The organism is Acinetobacter sp. C32I (assembly GCF_023702715.1).
GTDB lineage: Bacteria > Pseudomonadota > Gammaproteobacteria > Pseudomonadales > Moraxellaceae > Acinetobacter.
Map to the genome: position 1 here is coordinate 1148569 of NZ_CP098480.1, position 26536 is coordinate 1175104.

At 37.9% G+C, this 26536-nt stretch carries 28 protein-coding genes and 2 pseudogenes; 16 read left to right on the top strand and 14 right to left on the bottom strand.

Annotated elements, in window-relative coordinates; all coding sequences use genetic code 11:
- Window positions 1–5: 5 nt before the first annotated feature.
- Both NDN13_RS05620 and NDN13_RS05625 read right to left on the bottom strand, forming a co-directional pair.
- Window positions 6–2945, bottom strand: coding sequence for an insulinase family protein (locus tag NDN13_RS05620; RefSeq protein ID WP_251117517.1), 2940 nt, complete (start codon window positions 2943–2945; stop codon window positions 6–8).
- A 132-nt stretch (window positions 2946–3077) separates the two neighbouring features.
- Window positions 3078–3527 carry a GNAT family N-acetyltransferase gene (locus tag NDN13_RS05625; protein ID WP_251117518.1) on the bottom strand — a complete coding sequence of 150 codons (450 nt, stop codon included), beginning with the start codon at window positions 3525–3527 and terminating at the stop codon, window positions 3078–3080.
- A gap of 120 nt (window positions 3528–3647) precedes the next feature.
- Here NDN13_RS05625 and NDN13_RS05630 point away from each other — a divergent pair, with 120 nt between their 5' ends.
- The 8 genes from NDN13_RS05630 (at window position 3648) to NDN13_RS05665 (ending at window position 9498) form a co-directional block, all read left to right on the top strand.
- Window positions 3648–4661, top strand: a complete 1014-nt coding sequence (locus tag NDN13_RS05630; RefSeq protein WP_004806757.1) for an adenosine kinase — start codon at window positions 3648–3650, stop codon at window positions 4659–4661.
- 16 nt (window positions 4662–4677) lie between these two features.
- Window positions 4678–4983, top strand: a complete 306-nt coding sequence (locus tag NDN13_RS05635) for a Rieske (2Fe-2S) protein (protein WP_017402009.1) — start codon at window positions 4678–4680, stop codon at window positions 4981–4983.
- A gap of 22 nt (window positions 4984–5005) precedes the next feature.
- Window positions 5006–5617: an OB-fold-containig protein gene (locus NDN13_RS05640; RefSeq protein ID WP_251118173.1), complete on the top strand. Its 612-nt coding sequence runs from the start codon at window positions 5006–5008 to the stop codon at window positions 5615–5617.
- Between the two features lie 553 nt (window positions 5618–6170).
- Window positions 6171–6362, top strand: coding sequence for a cytochrome oxidase putative small subunit CydP (gene cydP, locus NDN13_RS05645; RefSeq protein ID WP_004806751.1), 192 nt, complete (start codon window positions 6171–6173; stop codon window positions 6360–6362).
- A complete protein-coding gene (locus NDN13_RS05650) occupies window positions 6362–7939 on the top strand; it encodes a cytochrome ubiquinol oxidase subunit I (protein ID WP_005188126.1) in 1578 nt (525 codons plus the stop codon). Before cydP ends, NDN13_RS05650 begins: the two co-directional genes overlap by 1 nt.
- A complete protein-coding gene (gene cydB, locus NDN13_RS05655; protein WP_251117519.1) occupies window positions 7936–9081 on the top strand; it encodes a cytochrome d ubiquinol oxidase subunit II in 1146 nt (381 codons plus the stop codon). The genes NDN13_RS05650 and cydB overlap by 4 nt, the downstream gene beginning before the upstream one ends.
- Before the next feature lie 14 nt (window positions 9082–9095).
- A complete protein-coding gene (gene cydX, locus NDN13_RS05660) occupies window positions 9096–9197 on the top strand; it encodes a cytochrome bd-I oxidase subunit CydX (protein ID WP_004653762.1) in 102 nt (33 codons plus the stop codon).
- A gap of 4 nt (window positions 9198–9201) precedes the next feature.
- Window positions 9202–9498: a cyd operon YbgE family protein gene (locus NDN13_RS05665; RefSeq protein WP_004806745.1), complete on the top strand. Its 297-nt coding sequence runs from the start codon at window positions 9202–9204 to the stop codon at window positions 9496–9498.
- Window positions 9499–9559: 61 nt separating this feature from the next.
- Here the strand turns inward: NDN13_RS05665 and NDN13_RS05670 are convergent, their stop codons facing one another.
- A complete protein-coding gene (locus NDN13_RS05670) occupies window positions 9560–11833 on the bottom strand; it encodes a TonB-dependent siderophore receptor (protein WP_251117520.1) in 2274 nt (757 codons plus the stop codon).
- 171 nt (window positions 11834–12004) lie between these two features.
- Between NDN13_RS05670 and NDN13_RS05675 the strand changes: the two genes are divergently transcribed.
- The 3 genes from NDN13_RS05675 to NDN13_RS05685 are packed head-to-tail and all read left to right on the top strand — an operon-like array spanning window position 12005 to window position 14213.
- Window positions 12005–12262 carry a hypothetical protein gene (locus tag NDN13_RS05675; protein ID WP_251117521.1) on the top strand — a complete coding sequence of 86 codons (258 nt, stop codon included), beginning with the start codon at window positions 12005–12007 and terminating at the stop codon, window positions 12260–12262.
- Window positions 12263–12550 (top strand): hypothetical protein, encoded by a 288-nt coding sequence (locus tag NDN13_RS05680; RefSeq protein WP_251117522.1) that lies wholly within the window; start codon window positions 12263–12265, stop codon window positions 12548–12550.
- Window position 12551: 1 nt separating this feature from the next.
- Window positions 12552–14213 (top strand): PepSY-associated TM helix domain-containing protein, encoded by a 1662-nt coding sequence (locus tag NDN13_RS05685; RefSeq protein WP_251117523.1) that lies wholly within the window; start codon window positions 12552–12554, stop codon window positions 14211–14213.
- 42 nt (window positions 14214–14255) lie between these two features.
- On the opposite strand, the pseudogene NDN13_RS05690 reads toward NDN13_RS05685, so the two are convergent.
- A pseudogene (locus tag NDN13_RS05690) lies at window positions 14256–14755 on the bottom strand (GNAT family N-acetyltransferase).
- A gap of 57 nt (window positions 14756–14812) precedes the next feature.
- Window positions 14813–15493 carry a DUF2057 family protein gene (locus NDN13_RS05695; protein WP_251117524.1) on the bottom strand — a complete coding sequence of 227 codons (681 nt, stop codon included), beginning with the start codon at window positions 15491–15493 and terminating at the stop codon, window positions 14813–14815.
- A gap of 299 nt (window positions 15494–15792) precedes the next feature.
- Between NDN13_RS05695 and NDN13_RS05700 the strand changes: the two are divergent.
- Window positions 15793–16410: pseudogene (locus NDN13_RS05700) on the top strand (SOS response-associated peptidase family protein); the annotation flags it as partial.
- A 51-nt stretch (window positions 16411–16461) separates the two neighbouring features.
- On the opposite strand, the gene NDN13_RS05705 reads toward NDN13_RS05700, so the two are convergent.
- The 3 genes from NDN13_RS05705 to NDN13_RS05715 form a co-directional block, all read right to left on the bottom strand.
- Complete coding sequence (locus NDN13_RS05705) at window positions 16462–17085, bottom strand: glutathione S-transferase family protein (protein WP_251117525.1); 624 nt, start codon at window positions 17083–17085, stop codon at window positions 16462–16464.
- A gap of 75 nt (window positions 17086–17160) precedes the next feature.
- Window positions 17161–17583 carry a DoxX family protein gene (locus NDN13_RS05710; RefSeq protein ID WP_251117526.1) on the bottom strand — a complete coding sequence of 141 codons (423 nt, stop codon included), beginning with the start codon at window positions 17581–17583 and terminating at the stop codon, window positions 17161–17163.
- Between the two features lie 16 nt (window positions 17584–17599).
- The gene (locus NDN13_RS05715; protein WP_251117527.1) at window positions 17600–18166 is read right to left on the bottom strand and encodes an FMN-dependent NADH-azoreductase; all 567 of its coding nucleotides are present in this window, start codon (window positions 18164–18166) and stop codon (window positions 17600–17602) included.
- A 160-nt stretch (window positions 18167–18326) separates the two neighbouring features.
- Here NDN13_RS05715 and NDN13_RS05720 point away from each other — a divergent pair, with 160 nt between their 5' ends.
- On the top strand, window positions 18327–19238 hold the full coding sequence (locus tag NDN13_RS05720; RefSeq protein WP_251117528.1) for a LysR substrate-binding domain-containing protein: 912 nt from the start codon (window positions 18327–18329) through the stop codon (window positions 19236–19238).
- 338 nt (window positions 19239–19576) lie between these two features.
- Here the strand turns inward: NDN13_RS05720 and NDN13_RS05725 are convergent, their stop codons facing one another.
- Entirely contained in the window at window positions 19577–20545 is a 969-nt protein-coding gene (locus NDN13_RS05725; RefSeq protein ID WP_251117529.1) for a GlxA family transcriptional regulator, read from the bottom strand.
- Window positions 20546–20780: 235 nt separating this feature from the next.
- Here NDN13_RS05725 and NDN13_RS05730 point away from each other — a divergent pair, with 235 nt between their 5' ends.
- Together NDN13_RS05730 and NDN13_RS05735 are read left to right on the top strand one after the other, a co-directional pair.
- Entirely contained in the window at window positions 20781–21188 is a 408-nt protein-coding gene (locus NDN13_RS05730) for a YybH family protein (RefSeq protein ID WP_251117530.1), read from the top strand.
- Window positions 21189–21402: 214 nt separating this feature from the next.
- On the top strand, window positions 21403–21975 hold the full coding sequence (locus tag NDN13_RS05735; protein ID WP_251118174.1) for a recombinase family protein: 573 nt from the start codon (window positions 21403–21405) through the stop codon (window positions 21973–21975).
- A 398-nt stretch (window positions 21976–22373) separates the two neighbouring features.
- On the opposite strand, the gene NDN13_RS05740 is transcribed toward NDN13_RS05735, so the two are convergent.
- Both NDN13_RS05740 and NDN13_RS05745 read right to left on the bottom strand, forming a co-directional pair.
- The gene (locus tag NDN13_RS05740) at window positions 22374–22643 is read right to left on the bottom strand and encodes a hypothetical protein (protein ID WP_251117531.1); all 270 of its coding nucleotides are present in this window, start codon (window positions 22641–22643) and stop codon (window positions 22374–22376) included.
- A gap of 592 nt (window positions 22644–23235) precedes the next feature.
- Window positions 23236–23622 (bottom strand): hypothetical protein, encoded by a 387-nt coding sequence (locus NDN13_RS05745; RefSeq protein WP_251117532.1) that lies wholly within the window; start codon window positions 23620–23622, stop codon window positions 23236–23238.
- Between the two features lie 115 nt (window positions 23623–23737).
- On the opposite strand from NDN13_RS05745, the gene NDN13_RS05750 reads away from it, so the two are divergent.
- Window positions 23738–24493: an SDR family NAD(P)-dependent oxidoreductase gene (locus tag NDN13_RS05750; protein WP_251117533.1), complete on the top strand. Its 756-nt coding sequence runs from the start codon at window positions 23738–23740 to the stop codon at window positions 24491–24493.
- A gap of 53 nt (window positions 24494–24546) precedes the next feature.
- On the opposite strand, the gene NDN13_RS05755 is transcribed toward NDN13_RS05750, so the two are convergent.
- From NDN13_RS05755 to NDN13_RS05765, 3 genes are all read right to left on the bottom strand, one after another.
- Window positions 24547–25011 (bottom strand): hypothetical protein, encoded by a 465-nt coding sequence (locus tag NDN13_RS05755; RefSeq protein WP_251117534.1) that lies wholly within the window; start codon window positions 25009–25011, stop codon window positions 24547–24549.
- A gap of 229 nt (window positions 25012–25240) precedes the next feature.
- A complete protein-coding gene (locus NDN13_RS05760; protein WP_251117535.1) occupies window positions 25241–25441 on the bottom strand; it encodes a hypothetical protein in 201 nt (66 codons plus the stop codon).
- 370 nt (window positions 25442–25811) lie between these two features.
- Entirely contained in the window at window positions 25812–26408 is a 597-nt protein-coding gene (locus NDN13_RS05765; RefSeq protein WP_251117536.1) for a nitroreductase family protein, read from the bottom strand.
- Window positions 26409–26536 lie beyond the last annotated feature (128 nt).

The window sequence follows — 26536 nt, forward strand, 5'->3', positions numbered from 1 at the left end:
TTTTATTAATTGACCTGCTGGATATTAAATCCAAGTTTCTGCAATTCTTCACGTTTCGCAAATGGTGCAACCACCGCTTTCACAGGTTTTTGAGCCAATAGATATTGCTTCGCCACACGCTGTAAATCATCCAAGTTCACGCTAAGTAAACGCTCACGCAAGATTTTACGGAATTTTGGCGTACGTGCATGCAATAAGGCATAACATGCGGTAATTGCTTCCCCAGCTGGTGAGCCCGGTTTATCCATACCAGCCACTAACCCTAGAATTGCTTCTTCGAGTTGATGTGGTTGTTGTTCCGTATTGAGTAACCATTGCACGCTGGCTTCAAAATCATTAAACGTTTCCGCTAAGCGTGGATCTCGGTAGCTATAGAAACGGAATGAACACGCATTGCCATCATAACTTGCACCACCACCATATGCACCGCCTTTTTCGCGAATGGCACTATGCAAGAAACCATTACGTAAATAAGCAGCCAATACCATCAATGGCGCTGCATCTGGATGTGCGACATCCACCGCTTGATAAGCCGAAGCACAGAATTGCACATTGGCCTGAATCAACCATGCTTCATCGTCGTTGCTATTCACTTGATCGACTTGCGTCAAAGTCACAGCTGCTTGATCAACCGCAAGCTTGTCCCAAACATTTTGCACTTCTTCCACCAAACGATCTGATTGATGTTCTTCACAGACCAACAAGAATTGTTTTGGCGCTTGCATTAACTTACGATGAATCGCTTGTAATTCAGTAATCAGCGCTTGATAAGCGTTATCGTCCTGATCAATTTTGCTTACTAGGTCACTGAGCCAGTTTAATGCGCCTAGCCCCGTATTGTGATAATCACGGCGAGCCAATGCACTCATTTGACGAGAAGCAGCCTGCATGGCGTAACTATGACCTGAGCCAGATAAACGTGACTGCCAACGGGTCTTACGTTGCTGTAATAACTCGATAATACGGTCTTTCTCATCAAAACGAAGTTGCTCAAATGCCAATTTTAATAATTGAATTGCATCCAGTTTTTGTGTCAGTGATTTTGTCGTCAGTGTGAGCCATGCACTGATGCGGTCTTTATCATCTACTTTACTGCGTAAAGACGCGCCCATACCGAGGCCGCCACTGACCGCGGTTTGGATTTGCTGCAATTCAAGATAATCATACTCACCTGCACCTACTTCGCCCATCAAGATTGAAAGCAAATTAAAGTAAGGTGATTGTACGATCTCATCAGGAATCTGAATCAACACTTGCTGATAGTAAATCCCATTGGTGCCCGCATGATAAAGATTCAACGGCGTATCCAGGCCATTACAGATAATTTCACGCAACTGACCTTGTACAATCTGTAACTCTGCTGGCACATCTTCCAAGCCGACTTTAGGCAATAGCTCTAAATTATCTGGTGTATCTTGGCGCTTTTTCAGTGCTTCTGTTTTTTCCTGAATTTCAAGCTTTTGCTCGTCAGTTAACTGTGCAGTAATCTCAGCCAAACGTGCTTGTTCAGCTTGCTGCTCTTTCACAGACTTAGTTGCATCAGGAACTAAGGTCATTTGCACACGATGTGGATTATCTAATAAATGAGTTTGAATCAGATTCGATAACCACATTGGATCTTTGAGTTCTTCTTTGACCTGCTCGATTGCTGAATCCACATCCCAAACATGGATAGGGTCATTGTGGTGAATCGCACTGCCTAAACCATTCAAGATTAAGCTCAAACCATACGGTGTGCCATCACCATTGATTTCGCGCTGATGCAATTCAATCTGATGCAGGATCGCATCCACTAGATCTGTATCAACAGGTTGAGATGCAACCGCGTTTAGTACATCTAAAACACCTGTTTTAAATGTTTCTGCATGTTCGGCATTTGAACCTTGTACACCGCAGTAGAAGGTCATTTCAAAGTTACTGTCATCAACCCCCATTAACGGGCCTGTTGATTGTGCATAGCCACAGGTTTCTAAATACTGACGCAAAGGCGAAGCAGAGTTTTCCAATAAAATCCCTTCAACCAAACGCATCCCCAAACGTAGTTTGATATCGCTGGTTTCAGGTAATAACCATGACATGACATGGTAAGTTTTATCTTTCAGATCTTCACTATCGACTGCATAGCTTTCCGTTACTTCCACAGGCGCAGTCAAACGCTTTTCTGGCGTTGAATACAGGGTCGTACCTTGTGAGAATTTATGCAATGCTAGTTTCTCAAATTGCTCTTGCAGATCATAAGCACTTTCATTACCGAATGTCATAAATACTGCATTACTCGGGTGATAGTGCGTTTTATAGAAATCGACTAATTGCTCATAACTCAAATCAGGAATATCTTTCGGATCACCACCAGAATTATAGTGATAGGTTGTTTCCGGGAATAAATGATGCGCAAGCTGATGGTAAAGCTGGTCTGAAGGCGAACTCATTGCACCCTTCATTTCATTGAAGACCACCCCTTTATATACAGCTTGATCATTTTCCAGTTCAATACGAATCCCTTCTTGCGCAAAATCTAAAGGATTCAAATTCGCGGCAAAGGCTGCATCTAAATACACCGACAATAAGTTCTGAAAATCTTTTTTATTCTGCGTTGCAAACGGATAAGCCGTCCAATCTGCCGCAGTAAAAGCATTCATAAAAGTATTCAAAGAACGACGGATCATCAAGAAAAATGGATCACGTACAGGGAATTTTTCAGAACCGCAAAGTGCCGTATGCTCTAAAATATGGGCAGTCCCTTTTGAATCCATCGGCTGGGTTCTAAATGCCACCAAGAACACATTTTCGTCATGGGTGGTAGCCAAATGATAGTGAACTGCACCAGTCACTTTATGCTTATATTCTGAAACTTGAATATCGAGTGCTTCTACATGGTGTTGACGTAATAGCTGAAACGCGGGATGTGTCGTTTGAGTAATGCTTTCAGTAACATCTACAGTCATGTGATCTCCAATTTATCTCTATTAAATTCATTACAATTGATTATAGAGAGTCTACCGAAGAATACGTATCGATATCCATGTAAATTACTCTATTTTTGTAGAAAAATGCAGCGCCTAAATCAAAACGCCGTTTCATAAAATCTTGTAAAAATTACGATATGCCGACACGATAGATTGATATCCCCGACTTTGATAGAACTGAGCCGCCTGTGTGGTATCTGTGAATAGCTCAAGTCGCTCAAAATAAGCCTTTGCATATTGTTCAATATGTCCCAATAAATGCGTACCAATCTGATTAGCGCGATAGTCTGGATGGATATAGAAACGACGTAAGCGCCCAACTCGCTGCGATTCAGCAAAAGGGTCTTGATTCAGTCCAGCTACGGCAATCAAACGATCATGCTGATCATACACAACAAAAAGTGCTTCTCCGATCTGATCAAAACAATTGGTACCTGATTGAAATTCTTGTTTTAATCTATTTAAGAAGCGAAAGCCCTCACGTTCTGAATATTGGATCAAAACATCGATTTGTGCAGGCAATTCTAGGCTTCTTTCAATCCTAAAGTGGTCTGACCTCATTTTCTTCCCTTTATTTATTTCACGATGACCCTATGCTTTGCTGAATTTTCTTCAACAAACTACTGTAATCCGTAGCATTCGTGTAAACTTTGCTTTTTGATTTTTACTGTGATGACAAACATGGCAACTGTTGATCTTTTTGCAATTGGTAATGCGCTCATTGACCAAGAATTTAAGGTTTCAAATGAGTTTCTAACGCAACAGGGATTGCCAAAAGGCACAATGCATTTGGCCGATGGTGAAACACAGGCAAATTTATATCAAAAATTACAAGATACTCAAAGCTACAAGGGCCAAGCGAGTGGTGGTTCAGCAGCGAATACAACCGTTGCTTTTAGTGCCTTAGGTGGTACTGCATTTTATGGTTGCCGTGTAGGGAATGATGAACTCGGTCGCATTTATCTCGATGGCTTAAACGAAGCAGGCATCAAAACCACAACACAATCAATCAGTGAAGGCGTTACAGGTACTTGTATGGTTCTGATCAGCCCAGATTCAGAACGTACCATGCAAACCTATCTTGGGATTACCGCTGAGTTATCCGACGAGCAAATCGACCTTGAACCGCTTAAAACCGCAAAATGGCTGTATATCGAAGGTTATTTATCAACCAGTGATAGCGCTCGTGTTGCAGTTAAACAGGCACGTGAACTGGCTAAAACGCATGGCGTTAAAATTGCATTATCACTGTCTGATCCTGCAATGGTGCAATATGCACGTCAGGGTTTGGTCGAACTCTTAGATGATGGTGTAGATCTGTTATTCTGTAATGAGCAAGAAGCGCTCATGTTTACCGAAACAGACAATCTTGATGCTGCGATTGAAAGCTTAAAATTAAAAAATCAACATATTGTGATCACACAAGGCGCTAAAGGTGCTGTAATTGTTGACCAAGCACATCATTTCCATGTCAATGGTCGTGCAGTTGAAGCTGTGGATACCAATGGTGCTGGCGATGCATTCTCAGGCGCATTTTTATATGCAATCAATGCAGGTTTAAGCTTGGAAGCTGCTGCACAACTTGCTATTTTGATCTCAAGTGAGGTGGTTGCTCAATATGGACCACGTTTAAGCGTAGAAAATTACGCTAAACTCTTTGAACAATTCCAAAAAGCTCAACAGGAATGTGCATAACATGGAAAAGATTTGCATGACTGAAGAAGTCCCTGAGCGTGAGTCTCGTGCATACGACACCATGAAAGGGACCACGATTTTTATTACTCAAAAAGATGGCAGCTTCTATGCCTATCAAAACGTTTGTCCACACTTACAAACTGAACTTGAGTATTTAGAAAATCAGTTCTTGGATCAAGATAAAGAATATATTCAATGCTCTACTCATGGCGCACTGTTTTCAGTCGAAACGGGTGAATGTATTTCAGGCCCATGTCTAGGTGAATTCCTTGAGAAAGTAAATTTGGAAGTCCACTCAGATGGTGGTATCTATATTGATTAAGCCATAGATCATGAATTCTGCGATGACTGAGTTTTTCCTCAATTACTACCTGATGCCATTTCATATGAGCGTCGTGGCTTTAATTGTGCTCAGCATTGCAGAAACCATCGGGATTGTGATTGGTTTACGTCCAAGTTATTTAGTTAAAAAGCTAACACCAGAATGGTTACTCAATTCTCCTCTACTGGATGTTAAGTTTTCCAAATACCTGATCTTTGTTTTTTTACTGATTAATTTTAGTTTTGCAGGCTATTTTTTGGAACTCTCGTTCTTTGCTTTGCAGCACTACTTCATCTCACCTTACTATTTATTTGTTCCAGCACTGATCATCGATATTTTCTTTACCGTATTTATGATTCATTGCTTAGACCAAGTGATCAAGCCAAAGGTCATCCATACGCATACCAATTTGGTCGGACGTTTAGCCACCATTTCAACAGGCAATGCGCGTCCAGGCTTTTCAGCCCAAGCACGTGTCCGTGATGAATTTGGTCAATTGTATTATGTACAAGTCGAACCTGAATACGGCGAACTCGAATTACAATCCCAAGTATTGTTGATTAGCCAAAAATCCAACTCACACTATCTCGCCAAGAAAATCTCACTGTCGAATAACTTGTTTACACCAGACTAAATTTTCATTCAATAAAGCTCTTTTTTGCATAAACCCTCAGAAAATTACACTTTGTTACAAATATATAGGGCAAAAGTTTTGAATTTAGCTCTTCCCTTCTTGTTGTTTTCATGATCTCACTGACACAAAAAATACAACAGTGATACCCATCACATTTTTTAGAATAATCTCTACCTATACACTAGGTTTTATACAGCAGTCATTGTGAGAATTATTTAATTATGTAAACAACTTGATAAGTTATTGTAAATATTATTATTTTTATAATCATACTATTTTAGTTGGTTTAATATTTATTTAATTCAGTATAAATCCAATCTTTTTAATCAGATTTAAAAATATAAATACAACCGTTTTAATCAGATTTAAAAAATAATCCATATTATTTTAGTTGGTTAAAATAATTATTTTAAATATTTTAATAAAAACAATATATCCATATGATTTAAAACAAATATTTTGTTTTAAATTATTTAAAACTGCTAAAGGTTTATTTTCAATGAATTTTATTTAATAATGTTTTACATCTTCTTTAAATATGAGGCTAGGTTCTATGAACACGAGTTCTCAAGATCCAAATCGGCGACTCATCAGAGAAATCACGATTATTCTTATTATTAAAGTTGTACTTCTCTTGGTGATTAAACACATCTGGTTTGATGCGCCAACGATTCCAAAAGATTTTAACAATGAAGTTGCCGAGCGTATTGCTGGCGACATGTCCAAAACTCAGGAGACACGTTGATGATTTCTGAAAGCGTGGTCGATCTTTCGCGGTTCCAATTTGCAATGACCGCAATGTATCACTTTCTTTTCGTCCCTCTAACTTTAGGTCTGGCTTTTATTCTTGCCATCATGGAAACCACCTATGTGATTTCTGGTAAAGAAATTTATAAAGATATGACCAAATTCTGGGGGAAACTCTTCGGGATTAACTTTGCCTTAGGGGTAACCACTGGTCTGACTATGGAATTCCAGTTCGGTACTAACTGGGCTTATTATTCTCACTATGTAGGCGATATTTTCGGGGCACCGCTTGCAATTGAAGGCTTGATGGCTTTCTTCCTAGAATCCACCTTTATTGGTTTATTCTTCTTTGGCTGGGATCGCCTCTCTAAAGTACAGCACTTAGGTGTGACTTGGTTAGTAGCGATTGGCTCAAATATGTCAGCCTTGTGGATTCTCATCGCCAATGGTTGGATGCAAAACCCAGTCGGTGCTGCATTTAACTACGAAACCATGCGTATGGAACTGGTGGACTTTGGTGCACTGATCTTTAACCCTGTGGCACAAGTAAAATTTGTACATACGGTTTCTGCAGGTTATGTAACAGGTGCGATCTTTGTACTCGCCATCTCAAGCTATTACTTATTAAAGAAACGTGATTTACCTTTTGCACGCCGCTCATTCGCCATCGCTGCAATCTTCGGTTTAGCCTCAACGTTATCTGTCATTCTACTCGGTGATGAGTCTGGTTACGAGTTGGGTGATGTTCAGAAAACCAAACTTGCTGCGATCGAAGCAGAATGGCATACCGAGCCTGCACCAGCTGCATTCACCTTATTTGGTCTTCCAAATCAGCAGGAAATGCGTACCGACTATGCAATTAAAATTCCTTATGTGATGGGGATTATTGCAACACGTTCTACCGATAAAGAAGTAACGGGTTTACGTGACTTGATGAAAGAACATGAAGTACGTATCCGTAATGGTATGGTGGCCTATAGCGAGTTAGAAAAACTGCGTGCAGGTGACCGTTCTCCAGAATTGTTGGCTTCATTTGAGAAAAATCAAAAAGACTTAGGCTATGGCCTACTCTTGAAAAAATATTCTCCAAATGTGGTTGATGCGACTGAAGAACACATCCAAGCTGCAACCAAAGATACCATTCCAAACGTCGCGGCATTGTTCTTCTCTTTCCGTGCCATGGTTGCTTCTGGCTTCCTCATGTTGTTGTTATTCCTGTTCGCGACTTGGGCTGTGGCAAAACGTAATGCCGAAGATAAACCTTGGTTACTCAAATTTGCTTTGTTTGCTCTCCCTCTCCCATGGATTGCAGCTCAAACAGGTTGGTATGTGGCCGAAGGTGGTCGTCAGCCATGGTCGATTGGTGAAATTTTACCGACACACCTCTCTGCATCAAGCGTCAGCGCTGGTGACGTGTGGGGTTCGATTATCGCGCTTGCAGCGTTCTATACAGTACTGCTGATTATTGAAATGTACTTAATGATCAAATTTGCTCGTTTAGGTCCAAGTTCTTTACATACTGGTAAATATCATTTTGAAAAACTAGAAGCAAAAACTGGGGAGGCTCAATCATGATCGAATATGAACTCCTAAAAATTATCTGGTGGGTGCTCGTTGGTGTACTACTGATTGGCTTTGCACTTACCGATGGTTTCGATATGGGCTCAATGGCACTGATGCCATTTGTCGGTAAAACTGACTCTGAACGCCGTGCAGCAATCAACACCATTGCACCACACTGGGATGGTAACCAAGTCTGGTTTATTACCGCAGGTGGTGCACTGTTTGCTGCTTGGCCAATGGTCTATGCGGTTGCTTTCTCTGGCATGTATTGGGCCTTACTACTGGTGCTATTCGCCCTGTTCCTGCGACCCGTCGGCTTCGACTATCGCTCTAAATTAGAGAATACCCAATGGCGTACCTATTGGGACTGGGGTCTATGTATCGGTGGTGCCGTTCCTGCACTGGTGTTTGGTGTGGCATTCGGTAACTTGTTCTTAGGCGTACCCTTTAGCTTAGATGACACTTTACGTTCGCAATATACTGGTAGCTTCTTTGCGCTCTTAAATCCGTTTGCATTGATTTGCGGTATTGTTAGCCTATCAATGCTATGTGCGCATGGTGGTGCTTGGCTGATGCTACGTACCGATGGCAATTTGCATAACCGTTCTGCTAAAGCAACACAAATCATGGCAATCGTGTTCCTTGTGTGCTTCTTGGCTGCGGGTGCATGGTTATTGTTTGGCAATATCTCTGGTTATAGCTATGCAACTGCGGTCAATACCAATGCTGCACTGAATCCGCTTGCGAAAGATGTGGTGACCAACGCCAATCATGGTTGGTTAAACAACTATGCAACGTATCCGATCACCATGGCTGCACCTATCGTTGCGATCCTCGGTGCGCTATTGGTCATTGTCAGTGCAGCGAAACATAAAGCGGCTGTGAGTTTTACCGGTACAAGTTTAATGATTGTCGGCGCAATTCTTACTGCTGGCTTTGCCCTGTTCCCATTCTTATTACCATCAAGCATTGATCCAACTTCAAGCTTGACCATGTGGGATGCGGTTTCTAGTCATAAAACCCTTGGTGTAATGACCGTTGCTGCATGTATCTTCGTTCCTCTCATTTTGATCTATACCTCTTGGTCCTATTACAAAATGTGGGGTGTCATCACCAACAAACATATCGAAGAAAATTCACATAGTTTGTATTAATCAGGAGATATGACATGTGGTATTTTGCATGGATTCTAGGTGTCTTGATGGCATGTTTCGCAGGTGTACTCAGTGCACTTTATATCGAACATCATCAAGATTTAGATGAGGAATAATAGAATGGCTGAAGCAATGACAACACCGAAGAATAGTAAAGCGCAAGTACTTGCAATGACCATTTCGTTTTTGTTGGCATTGCCGCTTGCTGCTATTTTACTGGTCCATCCATCGCTGATGTTGGATGCCAACGGACATTACAATCATAGCTTACTAATGTTGGTGATGATTGGAATTTCTGGTGGTTTCGTACATGGGGTTGGGTTTATACCAAGATTCTGGTTATGGAAATGGTTATTTAGTCCTTATATCGCATGGCCATTAATGGTGTTGGGATATTTCATTTGGATTGGAAACTAATTTCCGAGAAATCTAAAAAAAGAGGAAGCAAGATTGCTTCCTCTTTTTTATCAACTTGATATTAAAACTTGAAAGATACAGAACCCGTTACATTACGCGGTGCACCAAAGGTTTGATTTGACGTATTCAAACGATAGCTTTTATCCGTAATATTATTGAGATTTAAACCTACGGTTAAATCTGGGCTGAGTTCATACTTCGCCATTGCATCAACCAATGTAAAAGCTTTTTGACCATTACTATCACGGGCGAAGCCGTCCATATCATAGCTGTTATAAATTTTACTCTGCCATGTCACCCCAGCCCCAACACTCAGCTTGTCTAAATCGCCAGAAAACTTATAAGTAGCGAAGAGCTTAAACTGATCTTTTGGAATATCGGTATTGATCCGATCGCCTTTTTCTTTGGTCTCTGAATAAGTATATCCGCCATTTAGATTCAGATTAGGCAGCACTTCTCCTGAAATCGCAGCCTCGAAACCTTTTGTTTTCGCCCCTTTTGCTGAACGGTAATATGTCGTCCCTGCAACGGCACCAGGCACTTCTTCGCTAGTTGCGTATTTGCCAGCATCAACAGCAACATTATCCATATTCGATTGGAATAAAGCCAAACTGGTGTTCACACGACCCGCAAACAGTTCGCCTTTAACACCTAGCTCATAGCTATCACCTTGTTTAGGATCCAGCAATTTCATTTGATAGTCTTTATTCGCTTGTGGTGAGAAGATACTGGTATAGCTAGCATAAACCGCCCAGTCAGGTGTGACATCAAAAACGATCCCTGCATAAGGCGTAAACTGATCATCAATTTTAATTTTTGTTCCACTATTTTTATTACCAGACTCGGCATAATAATCAATGCTAGAAACACGCCCACCCAATATAACTTTCAAATAATCGAGAAGATTTAAGCGAGTTGCCAAATAGCCGCCATATTGTCTAAATTGCAGCACAGAATTTCCTGCACTTGACGCTGTATATAACCCAGCAGGCTGTGCGGTATAACCATTCCAGCTTTTGATATTAATTACGCCTGTTTCACCCATTACCCGATTGTAATAAGGATCATTTTGGTCTACATCCTGAAAGTTTGCACCAAGCATTAGCTCATGTTCACGACCAAAAAGCTGATATGGTCCGGTCACACCTAAATCAACAGAATGTTCAACAGGTTTAGTATGCTGATAACCAGCAGTCACAGTTGATGTATTTTTTTCATAATCAGTGTAATAAACAGGTTTACCATCAGCACCAATGACCTGTACACGCTTGCCATCTTGCATCTTATAAACGCCAGATGTATTCGACCCAATCACACCATAAATGCTTTCTGTATCGGTGGTCGCAAAATTATAATTTGCATTCAACTTCCAACGATTTTCAAACTCATGCTGCAACTGCGCAAATGCATTTAGACTATCTGTATGGGTATAAGCCCATCGTGGGGCTGAGTTGTCCTTGCGCCCCATAGGAGAAAGAATATTCTTCGCATCAAAATTTGCGTAAGCGTGGATACTTTGGCCATCACTTTCATTACGGCTTAATGATGTACCAATACTTAAAACTGTTTTATCACTTAAATCCGCATCCACTACGCCGTATAAAATGGTTGAGGCAGCGTCACCCCATTTCTGCCAGCTATCGCCTTGTTGATGTGCTGCGACAACACGACCACGAATACTCTCTGATTCATTCAATGCTTGAGAGGCGTCAATTTCACTACGCCAGGTATTCCATGAACCATAGCTCAGCTTGGCAGATGATTGAGCATTTGCTGTTGCATGCTTACGGTTAAAATTAACACTGGCGCTTGGCAAACCACTGCCATTTAGCAAGCCAGTTGCCCCCTTAACAACAGTAATATTTTCAAAAATAGCGGTATCAATATTACTGAGTGCGGTGTTACTACGACCTTCTATCGCAGGGCTCGACAACAATCCATCAATCTGAAAGTTAATAATTTTAGAGCCACGCGAATAATACGAAGTATATTCACCACCCGTTCCCCAAGCAGATGTCGCACCATAACTTTGACGATAAATACCAGGAACCTGATCAAGCACCCCAGATACACTTGTCAGATTTTGATCTTTCATTTGTTGTTCAGTGATCACACTCACCGACTGTGGCGTTTCTTTTAAAGACAGGTCCAATTTGGTTGCCGATTTTGATTTTTTAACGGTATATGCAGAAGCTTCGTGATCCGCTTTAAGATGAATAATTGGTAAAACATCCGATTTTTTTAAATCTTCCGATTGATCTTCTGCCCACGTCATTGTTGCAGAAGCCCCAAATAGGCTGAACATAATCGCTATATATAAGTTGTGATGCTGCATTGCTCCCCCAGAAATGAAATATTTTTTTACATAGTACACAAATGATAACAATTATCAATAGCATTTGAATCATCATGTTCCGACTAAATCAATTAAGTTTTTGAATATAAGCTTTAATTTTTATTGAATTTAAATAATAATTATTATCATTATAGTTAACAGATTATTAACATGACTTTAAAACTCTTAGGGATCATGGTTTCACTGCTTGCCTGTATGAGTGTCTATCTCAGCCACACCCATCAAATTTTTCTGAAAAAGCAGTTGTCTCGGCCATTCTTTTACCTCGGACTTGTTGGCTTATTCATCGGGTTAAGCATTTTGATTTATTGCTTACCTCTTTTGGTTGCTATTTTAATCTGGCTTGCAGTTGCTACGTTCGTTTGGTCATTTGCCCCCTTCATTATGCTCATGAAAAGGCCAACTTAAATGAACATGTTTAAACAAAAACTCCAACCTGATTGGTGGACCAAAACATTTGTCGGTGCTGTTCTCGGTCTCAGCTTTGCAATGGCGATGGGAGCAATCATTCTTTTACTCAGTAAATCTAATGCTGATTCTTCGATTGCCCCACAATTAGGAATGTGGTCGATTCCATGGATTTGGCTATGCGTCTTTTTTATTGCCTATTTCATACCTAAAGGCTGGCAAAGCTTAGTGATCTACAGCATTGCCAATGTCCTTGCTTATACCCTGTTATTTTGGATAAGAGCTTAAAATGAAAATTCGTGCAGATATTATTAAAACAGGCAAAAACCTGCATACATGGGTTGGCATAAGTGCAGGTATTCTATTATTTATCTGTTTTTTTGCTGGTGGGTTAACGATGTTTCAACATCAACTTAGTCAATGGGCAGCTCCTCCTCAGCAAAAATTAGCAAAAATACAAACCAACCAATACAACCAATTAGTCGAGCAAGTTCAAGCTAAGTTCCCCGAAACACAAAAGGCATTCACTTTAAGCTTTAACTGGCCAGAAGGACATAATGCACCCATCCAATGGGAGGCAGTACATGAGGGAGCTGAAGATCATCATGGCGTTGATATTGCTCAAACAAGCATGATGGCAACACTCGATAACAATGGACAACTGATTGCCAAAGAAGAAAATGTATCTAAATTAGGTTGGCTGATTGAACAACTGCATGAAACTGCGGGTATCCCTGGCATGATGGGACACCATACCGCAGGTGTAATGGTGATGGGCGTTGTGGCTGTTTTATACTTTCTTGCCATAATGTCAGGTTTAATCGTGTTACTCCCCACGCTGATCAGTGATTATTTTGCAGTCCGCAAAGGTAAAAACAAAAAACGCTTTTGGTTAGATACGCATAATGTCATTGGCATCACCAGCTTGCCTTTTCATATCATCATTAGCGTTAGTGTCGTCGTTTTTGCTTTTCATGATATTTTTTATGGCGCACTCACTCAACTGGTTTCGAAAGATAAGCCGCTATTTGAACGTCCACCAGCCGTTAAAATTGTTGAGCCGAATCCGCAACTCGATGTAGAAAAGGTTTTTCTCAACATTCAAAAAGCAGCACCTGATTATCGGATTGATGGTATTCGTTTTAACCAGCTGGATAATCCTGAACGTGCATCTGCCTTTGTTGCTTTATATCATCCTGATCGTATGCTTCGTGGTGACACCTTCGACTATATGTCATTTAATCCATATCAAAACACCCCTTACCCAACCAAAACCCTATCCACTGAAGAAAGCTCAGCCGCTTCACTGATTCGTTCAATGTTTGCCTTACATTTTGGTAATTATGGTGGTGAGCCAATTCGCTGGATCTATTTGATCTTTGGCTTAGGTGGGGCTTATCTATTCTATTCAGGCAATATTCTGTGGATTGAAACTCGCTTGCGTAAACAGAAGAACCCAAACCTACCAGCACCACAACAGCGTAAAGATGTCATGTTTATTGCCAATCTGACCGTAGGCGCTTGCTTAGGTTGTATGTTAGCGATATTTACCAGTATGTTGATTGGACGCTGGGCCTATGTCATACCATTGCAATTACAAAGTCATAACCATGTGTTTATATATAGCTACTATTTGGTATTTATTGCTTGTATTGTATACAGTTTTGCCATTGGTGCAGCAAAAGCTTTAGCTCAACTGTTCTTCGCAATTGCAGTGGTTTTATTACTAATTCCTGCGACTTCTGTACTTGCCTATGTGTTTCCAATCCAAGGACTTTGGCATTCAACAGGAACTTTGATTTGGATTGATGTTATCGCACTATTATTTGCTTTGGTATTTATACGCTTTTACCAACAAGCCAGAGATCGTGCGCAAGCCGCTCCAGTCGGTTCAATTTGGTCTACGCAAAAAGTTGACCAAGCACCATCGCTTACTGAAAACCAAGCTTGAACCATTGTCTATAGAGCCTTGATTGTTGCAATCAAGGCTCTTTTATACACTCAAGATCTTCTTCATTTCAATCAGTTGAATAAGTACAAGTGACTGCCCTACATCAACCCCAATTGGGTAATCACTTTTCCGTCCATTTGCTTGGTAAGCTCGACGCTGATAGTAAGCCAACAGCTCAGAGTACGCACATCTAGAACATGCATGACTCAATCACCAATCTTCAGATTCAACAATTCACGCCCATAGCCCTGATTTTATAGTTTTGGATCAACAGCAAAAAACTATCTCTATACAATCAGCATTCAAACTTAATCCAATGCAGGCAACAATCTGATCATTACCTAGCTCCCCACCAAGAATTCGAAATTTGGTTGTTGTAATGCTTGTTCTAATTGAACTTTACCAATACGATCGCCTTGCACATACGCTTTTTCAGTTGTCCAACTACGTTCTGATTGTTCTCTATAAGCGATATTAATCAGCTTAAGTAATTGTTCCAAACCATCCAGCTTCACTTTTCTAATATTCAAACTCGTTTTTATTTTATTCCACACAAAAGAAAGCCGATGATAACATCGGCTTTCATATCACGTTTTAGATTAGTTCGTTTGACCAGCCAACCAAGCCATAAATTTTTGGCGCTCAGCTTTAGAGGCTTTCTGCCACAATTCTGCCAATTGTTGATCCGTAGTTTTTGCTGCACCCACAGTTGCAGCTGTTGTCACCGCTACTGGCGCAGCAGCCACTGCTTGTGCTGTTGTCCCTGCATAGACGGGTGCAGGTTGATTTACAGCGTTCTTATTTTTTTGTGTTAAATCCAAAGTACGACTTAATAGATTACTACCTGTAAACCAAGGCTGTGCTTCATTATTTGCACCTGTTTGCTGTACTACCAATTTTTTATTTTGATCATATAGCGCAACCGTTGGTTGATCCGCATATTTTTTTGCAGATTCAAAATCTTTAGGGGCATTTACCAGACCCAAAGTATAAGATTGGTTGTCTTGCAAATCAGGAGCCTGAATCGTAACCACACCTGATTTGATAATGTCATGTTCACCATTCAAGTGTTCAAAATATTCACGATAACGTACATTGACAGTCAAGTTACCTGGGTCAACTTGATAGTTATTCTTCTTTGATGGAATTAATCCAGTATTTACTTCTTGACCATTTACAGCAAGAATCACGATTTCTTCAGGTGCAGTGATTGTGACTGCTGAAAAAACTGAACTACTTAATAATAAACCGAAAGCAGCAACACCAACTCTTAAAGACATTAGACTCTTCTCGATATAAACAATTTATGAAATCGTAAGCACTATGCTCCGCGATTATGACCATTTTATGACAAAAACCAAAACTGTCTATTGCAACAATTCGGCTTATTTAAGATATATACAGCATATATATGGCAAAAGAAAATGCCTTTATCTAACATTTTGTTTTATAAAACAAATATATCATTGTGAATTATCTTGCTGCAAAACTCTGAAAAAACTCAATTTTACTATACTCTTATTATTGAGTTTACTGACAATTTAGGGAAGCAAATAGTTTTAGTGAAATGGTGAATCTTATGTGCGCAAACTGCGGACTTGTCTCAAAAGACCGTGTCCATTTGATGGATTTATTTGAGCCTACATTTGACTATAAAGCTAATATCTTTCCGAACTATGCAGGACCTATCCTATTTTTCAAAACATGGAACAATAGAGTGGCGATTGGCTAGATTTGGTTTAGTAGCCCCATGGGTCGATGATGTAAAAAAGTTCGAAACACATACAATGCACGAACAGAGACAGTTGCAAGTAAACCAAGTTTCAGGAACGCCTAGCAGAAAAATCAATTTTATCTAATCCCAGTTGAGACTATCTTTGAACCTAAATATATAGACATTAAACCCCATTGGAATGAAATATATCGAGAAGATCAAATTCCCTTCACTGTAGCAGGTATTTATGAGTATGTTGTGGTAAACGGCGAAGAAATTAGATCAATGTCTATGCTAAACCCTTTTATGAAGCAATTTCATGCTCCTAACGATGAAAAACGAACAATCATCGTGATTCCAAGAGAACGTAGAAATGAATGGCTTACTTGTTCTCATAAGCAAACACCACATTTTTTCCTTGAGATGGCTGTTGAGAAATTTACTGCAGCACCGAAATCTAATATGCATAAATTTCGACCAAACACCCATCAATGCGTGTTTAGTCTTAAAACTAATGTTTTTTATCAGCTAACTTCAACTTTGAATTGCAAGGTTGGACTCAATTGCCAGTACCTTTTTTACAGATTCTAGTTGCTGAATATTCGCTTTATACCTTTTGATTTCTGGCCATTTATCTAAACTCATAGAAAAATAATCACACCAATGCAACATGACAAATAAGTACATATCTGCAATTGAGAAGGAGTCATTCAATAAGAAATCTTTATTTGTTAGCAACTTGTTCAAGTATGTAAAACTTCTCGACATTTTTTCTAATGAGATCTCTTTCCATCGCTCAATTGGTTCAGGATAAAAGAATGCCGAAAAATTCTTATGAAGGTCCATACTTATGAAAGATAAAAGGCTCATCATTTCATATCGCTGTAATTCATTTTTTTTTGGTATTAAGTTTTTATCAGGCACCTGATCAGCCAAATACGTTAGTATTGTAGTTACTTCAGTTAGTACTACGCCACTATCATTATCAAGTGCTAAGGCTGGGACAAAACCTTTTGGATTTACTGTTAAAAAATCTAAACCACTAATCGCCTTCTTTGTTTGTAGATCCACAACATCAATATCAAATTCCAATCCTGACTCTTCTAAAGCAATATGTGGTGCCATTGAGCAAGCATGTGGATGTATATATAGAATCATTTCTGATTTCCTTGTACATATTTTCATTAAGGAATAACTACTAATTTGTTGATTTAAAGCTTTTACTTACGATACTTACTGCTTATTTCGATCAATACTTAATCCACCAGCCCCGAAAACTACCAATGCAAGTAGTCCACCAGCCATCGAAATATTCTTCATGAACATTATTTGGCTATTCATATCTGAACCAGTATGAAAAAGTATTGCTGTAACTACAGTAAATCCGAATAGAAGAAATGCCGCGATACGGGTTTGAAACCCTAGTAAGACCATTAGCCCACAACCTAATTCGACCAGAATTGCTAAGGGTAATAAATTTAGTGAAATTCCTTGAGACTGCATATATATTGCATTATTGGAATATTGGAATAATTTTCCTGTTCCAGATAAGACAAAAATTACTGAAATCATTGCACGCATTAAAACGGATAACACTGCAAAAACTTTAGGTTTATGGACTAGATTGTTAAAAAAAGGATCAAATCTTGTGCTCATTTTATACCATCCTCAATTAGCCCACATGTGCCAAAGTTTCGCGTACTTGGTTAATAGTTTCTTCAATTGACTCTGTTCGAGAATGAAATGCCATCCCTTCAGCTCTTACAATATGAACTTCATTTACTCCTAAAAATGTAAAAATATCTCTGAGATAAGCCTCTTGATGATCCATTGGAAAGCTATCACCATAGGCGCTACCTCTAGCACTTACAATAATTACCTTCTTACCTTTTACTAATCCCACAGGACCATTTTCTGTATATCGAAATGTACGCCCTGCTATTAGAATTCGATCTATCCATGCTTTTAAAGTTGTTGGAATACTCAAGTTATACATGGGAGCGCCTAATACAAAAACATCAGTATTTTCAAATTGTTTTAGAATAAACTCATCGTTTTGTGCTTCTTGACTAGTTAAGTCAAAGTGCTTTTTGAAGTGTGGCAAAGGATCATCATGTAAATCCCTATACGTTACATCTAGTGGACCATGATTTTTCAATGTTTCAACAACAGCTTTACCAACCTCTCTTGTCGCTGAATATTCGCCAAGAGCGCTGGAATCTAAATGCAACAGTTTCATTTGCTTCTACACCTGTAAGGTCTAAGTTAGTTCACAGAGTGTATTCGTTTTATTTTTGAAGCTTAAGACACAAAATTAAGATCATATGTTGCAAAAATTGCAACATAAAAACATGTAATATTGCAATGAGCTCAATTAAACATTAAATGGTAATAATTTTATGAAAGACTTAAATGACTTATATATTTTTGCCTTAATCGTTGAACATGGCGGCTTCAGTAAGGTTGAACAAAAAACTGGTATTCATAAGTCAAAACTAAGCCGAAGACTTGCTACTTTGGAAAAAAATTTAAATGTAAAGTTGTTACAACGAGATGCGAGACAAATAAAATTAACCGCTATCGGTGAGCAGGTTTATCAGTATGTGCAGTCTATGTTGCTAGAAGCACAAACTGTTTATGACATAATTGAGCAGCTGCGGGATGAACCTGTAGGTTCTATATGTGTAAGTGTCCCAATTGAAGTGGCTGAAAGACAATTACCGCTTATTCTGCCTGAATTTATTGATAAATATCCAAAGGTAGATATAAAGTTTATCGTTACAAACAAACGAGTTGATATTCTAAAAGAATCAGTTGATATCGCAGTTAGAGTTCGACAGAATTTAGATACTGATCACAACTTAGTCATGCGACATCTTGGCTATACTGAATCTGTTTTAGTTGCGAGTCCTGAGTACTTAAATCAACATGGCTCCCCAAAGCATCCTAATGATTTAGGACAATTCAAGCTTTTAAGTAATGTTGAAAATGAAAATCAAGCATGGACATTTTCCAATGCAGAAGAAAACTTAACTATTGCTGTAGATCCATTCATCAAAGCTGCCAGTTTAACTCTTTTAACTTCGCTTGCACTTCAAGGTAAAGGCATAGCATTGATACCACTATTAAGGTGCAAAGAATTGATTCTTACTAAAGAACTAGTTGTAGTCTTGCCAGAATGGCAATTACCAAGAGGTAATTTTCATATAATTTTCCCATCAAGAAGTGGATCCTTACCTGCATCCAGAGTTTTTCTTGATTTTCTAATTGAGAAAATTCCCCCTTTACTTAATGATATGCAACAAATCTAGCATCCAATTAAAAAATACTAAACGCATAAATTCCGACCAAAAACACCCTGACTAGCGACAAGTTATGACTTGTCTTTATTTATCCACAGAGTTTTAAATTTGAAAACATTATAGGCTATAGAATATTATTTTGAATATGTTACAAATTCAAGTGATAGCTATGAGCTATTCGGGCCAAATCATCGTAATCAACAGGCTTATCTAATTCTTAAACATTAATAAAGAATAAGAAAGCTCATCAACGCACTTTTGTTTTAGGATTAAAAATATTAATATTTTCATATTCATAGCAGATTTTTTATGTTTATAAATTCGATTATTTCTTAAAAACATTGCAACTAATAAGTAAAATATCGGCGATATTCATTTGGATAATTCCCATAATATTCAAAGAAACGTCTACGCAAAGTCGTTTCAGACTTAAATCCACAACGCTCAGCAATACGTTTTATTGGAAGATCTGTATCAACTAACAACCGAGTGACCGCTTCTAGACGTATTTGCTGTACAGCTTTTGCCGGAGTAATTCCAGTATCTTTATAAAAATGACGTAAAAAGCTTCGTTCACTCATACAACAAAATGTTGCTAAGGCATTTACTGATAAATCAGCTGTTAAATTATCTGCTATCCAAGCATACAATTTAGAGAAACGTTCGGTTTCATGCTGAAAAAATAATGTAGTGCTGAACTGTGCTTGTCCTCCAGGTCTTTTGAGGAATACCACTAAATTACGCGCCACTTCAAGAGCCAATTTATGTCCAAGATCATCACCAATCAATGCTAAAGCCAAATCTATACCAGCTGTAACTCCTGCAGATGTCCAAACTGGGCCATCTTGAACAAAAATAGAATTATTTTCAAAAGTGACCATTGGAAATTTTTGGGCAAAGTCGCTACTTGTACTCCAATGTGTTACAGCACGCCGCCCATTCAATATTCCACAAGCAGCAAGAAGAAAAGCTCCATTGCAAACTGCGGCTATTCTTCTTGAATTTTCAGCACGAACTTTTAACCATTCCATTAAAAGCTCATCATTTACTGCTGAGTACACACCTGTACCACCCACTACAATGAATGTATCAGATAATTCTTTCTTATCAGGTAACTGCTCAACCATCAGCGGCAATGCTGCAGATGTCTTTACAATTCCCGCTTTTGAAGCTACCACATGTAAATTGTACGGCTTAGGATCACCTTTCTTCTCCATCAAATCATTAACTGTACTAAAGACCTGCAAAGGCCCGCTTAGATCGAGCAAATTAACATCTGGAAAAATAATGAAGTGAATATTACGTTGTAACATCATCTGGCCTACCTTGGCGGTAAATGAGCCTTTTTTGGCTGAACTGACATTATTAAAACCTATAAATTAAACACATATATTAGACACCAACTTATGCTTTTTCCAATGAACTTCCAAAGTAGTGTTGATATGTAAACTTATAAACTCAATCGGCTTTATTTAACTCGTATTTATTGAATTAACATACGTTGGAATCACGCGTGTGATGATTTATTGCCAATAAATATGCAAAGCTCGCATGCTAGGTATCAATTTAATGAAAAACAATCACTTGTCAAAAACTGCTCATGAACATACTTTAAAGTTCATAGAAGCTTTTAATTCAGGAGATCCAAATTTAGTAATTTCAATGTACGAAGTCGATGCAATTATGTCAAATAAACCAGGACATTTTGTGAAGGGTTCGGAACTTTTTGAATTAATTACTAACTTCCTAAAACTGGGTCTGCCTATGCAAGGAAAGGTAAAGCAAATATATGCCACTGATGATACTGCTCTACTTATAGTTGACTGGTCAATCAAAGGGAAAAACTCTAATAATGAAGATATTAATCTTAGTGGAACAGGTACAGATGTAATTCGTAAAGGCGTAGATGGTTACTGGCGATTTACTATTGATAATCCATGGGGTACATCAGACGAGTAGTCTGGGAGCATTGGGCATCACATATTGTAGATACTATGAGTTTTAACAACTCATGGCGTTCTTCCGGCTGCACAAAACCCATAGAGTTCTATCTAAATGAATTTTGTGCAGCTACCTAGGTAAGGCTGATAAAGTAAATGTATTGCAAGCAAGTAAAAATGTAGAGTCTCAGCAATACTTTATTTTAAAATCTATAAACTATAGAGTTTTTGAAATGCGTACATACGGTTACATTAGAGTTGATTTAGATAGTAACATCGAAAAATCAAAATATATTTCTTCACTTAAAGATTTTGGTTTTAATTTACAAAAAAACAGATTAGTTATTGAAAAGGTTTTAGCTAAAAAATCTATTTGTTATCGGAACTCTTTTTTAAATTTAATCGAATATGCTTTAGAACAAGAAGATACTTTGATAGTGCAAAGTTTAGATTGCTTAGGGAGTAGTTTTGAAGAAATACACAACACTATTAACAAGATTGATAAAAAAAGAATTAAATTAATTTGTCTAGAGTACTCAAGAAATGAAATCACAGGAGAGTTAAAAATCCTCTTCCTCCACTTCTTAAATATGTGCAAAAAATTTGAAAATAAAACTAAAACTCCCAACATTAAAAACATAGAAACTGATAGAAAAGTTGGACGTCCAGAAATTTTAACCAATGAACAGAAAATTATAGTCCTTGAAATGTATAAACGTGGATTTAGCGTATATAGTTTAGCTAAATATTTTTCAGTTACTCGTACTGTTATACAAAGAATTTTGGATAAATCTAAGAATATTTAATATTATAAATTCAGTAAATACTAAAGAGATAAAAAAAGCTTTTCAATTGTTATGGAAAAAACTGTGCGTGGGCTATATAACTAGGTAAAAGACACAATATACAGGCGCTAGTGATCAATGAAACCGCTGAGCGCCTGTAGTGATAAATTACTTTTTTAAGAAAAGATCTCTTTCTGCAGCACGGCGGCGAACTAACCACATAGTGCTTTATTGTTAAACAGTTAAGTGCTGCCATGAATGAAATTGAAGAATTTTTATAGATGAACATAGAGTTATTTGGGATCTAGCGAAGATATACTATCTATGCTTCTTAATTAAAAAAAATGCGCTCATACTATATAAAGATGTATATAACACCACCCAATAAATTGACTTTAAATTAAGAACCTTCTTATCAATCAAGCTAACCAATATCTCCCCCAAGCTACTCCATTCATATATGGCACTACAAAATGCATATATGGAGGAATATAAATAACAAATATATATATAAAACTTAGTATATAAAAAAATACATTAGCATTAGCCCTACCACTAACAATAAAAAATAAAATGAAAAAAAACAGCATAATCTGGAGAAACAATGGATCAAAATTCAAAGAAGCTATAGCAGGAAAAGCAACTACAAACCATGAGAAAAAAGTTAAAAAAGAATTAAAAACTTTCATTAACACTCCTATTTAAAATGATACCTCCCACACCTCAGGCCTGTGAACTTAGACATCTTAAATAATGCTATTTTCAATAAATACATTTTACCCAACGAGTGTCTAAAACTGAAGTAATATTTCATTCTTAGTGGTGTAATAAAATGCCAATTCTTAAAAACTGGCATTTTATTGTTTATATATTTTTCAACAACTTAAATTATCGACTGTTCTCCAAATCTCAGCTGCAGATCTTGTGTCCAAAAAATATTTGACTGATTAGAGCAAAACCTCCCCAAGGCAGTACTAAACCATTGTTTCATTGCATTTAAAAATTATCTTTAAAGCCCTTAACCTCTTTGGCCACATCTAAGATCGTTGCGTCCTCACGGGCATTAATATAAAAGTAAAAAAACCGCTTAAACAAGCAGTTCCTATTGGGATTGACGAAGAATCCTTCCCACCATCTGAGTTTTTAATTGCTTGGAATGTGACATTCGCAGCACATATATTACAGAAGGTTCACCACCTAAAATTTTATATTTAAAAAAGCCCCACCATAGTTAGGGTTCAAGTAAAACGCATCAAAGTGATGCTCATAATCGATTTCTGCTCAGTAATTATAGCAAACATCTAATTTTCCATTGATCTGTTTACTACAAAACCATGATCCACTTTTATAAGTCTTAATCACTTGCTTTGTTTTTGCATCACGATAATATTCTTGAGCTTTTAACATTGAATCTGAATTAAGCCCTAACGAAAAAGATCGTTCTTCTACATCAGGATTCATCGTAGATTCTTCAATTAGATACTCCTTTTTCCCTATTTTTAATGCGGTATACATACCACCTGCACCACCACCTGATGAAATAATGCAAGAAGTTGTAATATTTTTTCCACGCACTTCAAAGCATTTCCCTTTTTTGTCAGGATTCTCATGTGCAGAAATAGAAGCTGACGTAGTTAGTAAAATTAATAAGCCTAATATTTTTTTCATAAAATATGCCTTTTTTTAATAATGCATTCGTTATAAATAAGTGTATAGAATATATACTAAATCGCATATATTTTCGATCAGATAACGAACAATTAATTTAATAGGAAGCAATTTTTTGCATCAATCTTTAAAAAACGTCTTACCTGTTGCACTTGTTACTGGCTCTACATCTGGAATTGGTGCCGCGATAGCCCGCAGATTATCTAAGAATGGTTATGCTTTAGTTATTCATTCACACAACTCGGTTGAAACTGGACTGGCCTTAGCTGCTGAATTAGGAAATGCAATTTACATTCAGGCAGATTTATCAAATGATAAGGAGAGGATAAAACTTATCCATGAAACTGTATCTTGGAAAGGCCAATTAGATGTGCTGATCAACAATGCTGGTATCAATCGCATTATTCCGCATGATGATTTAATACCTGCATCACCAGACATCTGGCATGAATTACATGAAGTCAATGTCATAGCGCCATTTAGACTCATAGCTGAAGCAGAAGTTGCTTTGAGAAAATCAGCTCAAAATGGTCGAGCTGCTTGTATCATTAATATCAGCTCACACGCCGGTCTCCGCCCCAAGGGAGCATCTATACCCTATGCAACATCTAAAGCCGCACTAAACCATATGACTCGCTTGCTTGCATTATCTCTTGCGCCTGATATACGAGTAAATGCAATTGCTCCAGGTTTAGTAGATACGCCTTTGACAAAAAATTGGACTTCTGCTCATGAACTTTGGAATAAGCGCTCACCTATGCGTAAAGCAGCAAAACCCAATGATATTGCTCATTTAGTGGCAATGTTGGTGACTTCAGACTACCTGGCAGGGGAAATTCTAATTGCCGATGGTGGGTTAAACCTTACTTAAGTTCCTGACAACAAAAAAGCCCATCTTTCGATGAGCTTTAACCCTTAACTCGCTTACTCCCCGATTGGGATTGAAAATCTAAGTTGATTAGTCCCATGTGCTGAAGGTAACGGGTTTTGCTTCACAATTTTCTGTTGATAGTCTTTTTCGGAAATTAAACCTTTGTTTTTCGCCTTTAAAATTGAGTTGAACTGTTGCTCATGTCCTTGAGCATTCAATGCATCGAAATGTCTATGTTCTAGATAATATTGAGACCTATCATGAGGACTCATATTGGATGTGTGCTGTTGTGTTTCATGCGCCTGCGCTAAATCGTAATTGCGTTGATTGATACGATCTTGTTCTTGCTGCTTCATTGATTCAAAAAAATCAAATTGTTCACTACTATTATCGAACTCTTTATGAGGCTGTTCATTATTTAGAATTAAAAGTGATTTATCTTTATTGAAGATATCATCTGCACTATACACCGAACCGCAAATTACCGTACTTATAAGAAGAATTACTATTTTTTTCACCAAAAATACTCAACACGAAATAAATAAAGACAAGTGTATATTTTAATATTTATTCTAAAATATTTCAAATAAACATTAAAAACAAAAGCTTATGATTAAACAGATAAATCATAACGCGCAATCTCAACGTTGATGCTGCTATAATTTTGGTTATTTTTTTCTTTAAAAGTAAAGTAAATATCCCAAACAAAGAAAACCTCCCGAGGGAGGTTTTTATCTCTTGCTTCAATTAAAGATCAGTTCCTATAAACACACTCGAAATAAAGAACTCTGCATCTTCATCATCAGTGGAATCAAACTCTACCTCAAGGTGAATGACTTCAGCACCGGTCTTGTCTTTGAATTCTGCAAATTTCATCTCAAGGAAGTCTGAAATCTCATGTTCTAATGTTGCTCGTTCTTGGCGATATTGTTCTATTGCTTCTTTCATGATGAGTTCCTATTAATCCGAGCCACAATAAAAGCAAACTATTATGAAAATAACAAGACAACAAAAAAGTCCACCTTTTGATGAGCCTTAATTTCTACGATCTACTTAAACTTTGACCACGATAGTATATAAATAGCGTTTACCCTATGTAGGGTCTAGTTGGTTTGAAGAAGATTCTATCCTAATAGACTCACACCTTTATCCGTTACCTCATTTTCTATAGATTGAAAATTCATAGATCTTTTCATATGTTCATTACAAATATTATTCTGGCACGTCTTTATTGAATCGATTTTAACTTTGGTGAATATTGCAATTTACATAAAAAAAGAGCACTCAAAAGTGCTCTTTCATTGATGCTGCTTTTAACTTAGTTAAAAGTCTTGAAACGTGCAGAATCATCCATATATGTTTTCTCACCTGCCGCTGCTTCAATTGAACCGAATACAAGCTGAGCACGTAGTTTCCAGTTTGCAGGAATATCAAAAGTTTCCGCAACTTCTGCATCAACAATTGGGTTGTAGTGCTGTAATGATGCGCCTACACCAATTTCTGACAAAGCAGTCCATGTTGCGAACTGAGCAATTGCACTTGAATGCTCTGACCATACTGGGAAGTTATCAGCATATAATGCAAATTGTTCTTGTAAACCTTTTACAACATCTTGATCTTCATAGAATAACGCGGTACCAAAACCAGCTGAAAAGCTATCAATTTTCGCACTTGTATTTGCAAACGCTTCTGCTGGAACCATTTTACGTAAAGTCTCACGTACGATTTCCCAAAATTTAACATGCGATTCACCGTACAAAGTCACAACACGTGAAGTTTGTGAGTTAAATGATGACGGGCTTTGTTTTACCGCTTCACGGATGGTTTCTTCAACTTTAGTTTGGTCAACGCTAAGGTTTTTACCAATTGCATAAATGGTACGGCGTGATTTAATGCTATTTAAGAAGTTGCTCATGTTGTTATTCCTACCTTTGTGCCCTTTGGGCGTTATCTTGGATTGAATGTAGTGTATAACGACGTATTTTTTAGGAATAGTCTAAAAAACATGACAGATCGTTTTATTTTTGAAACAGTTGAAGCGAC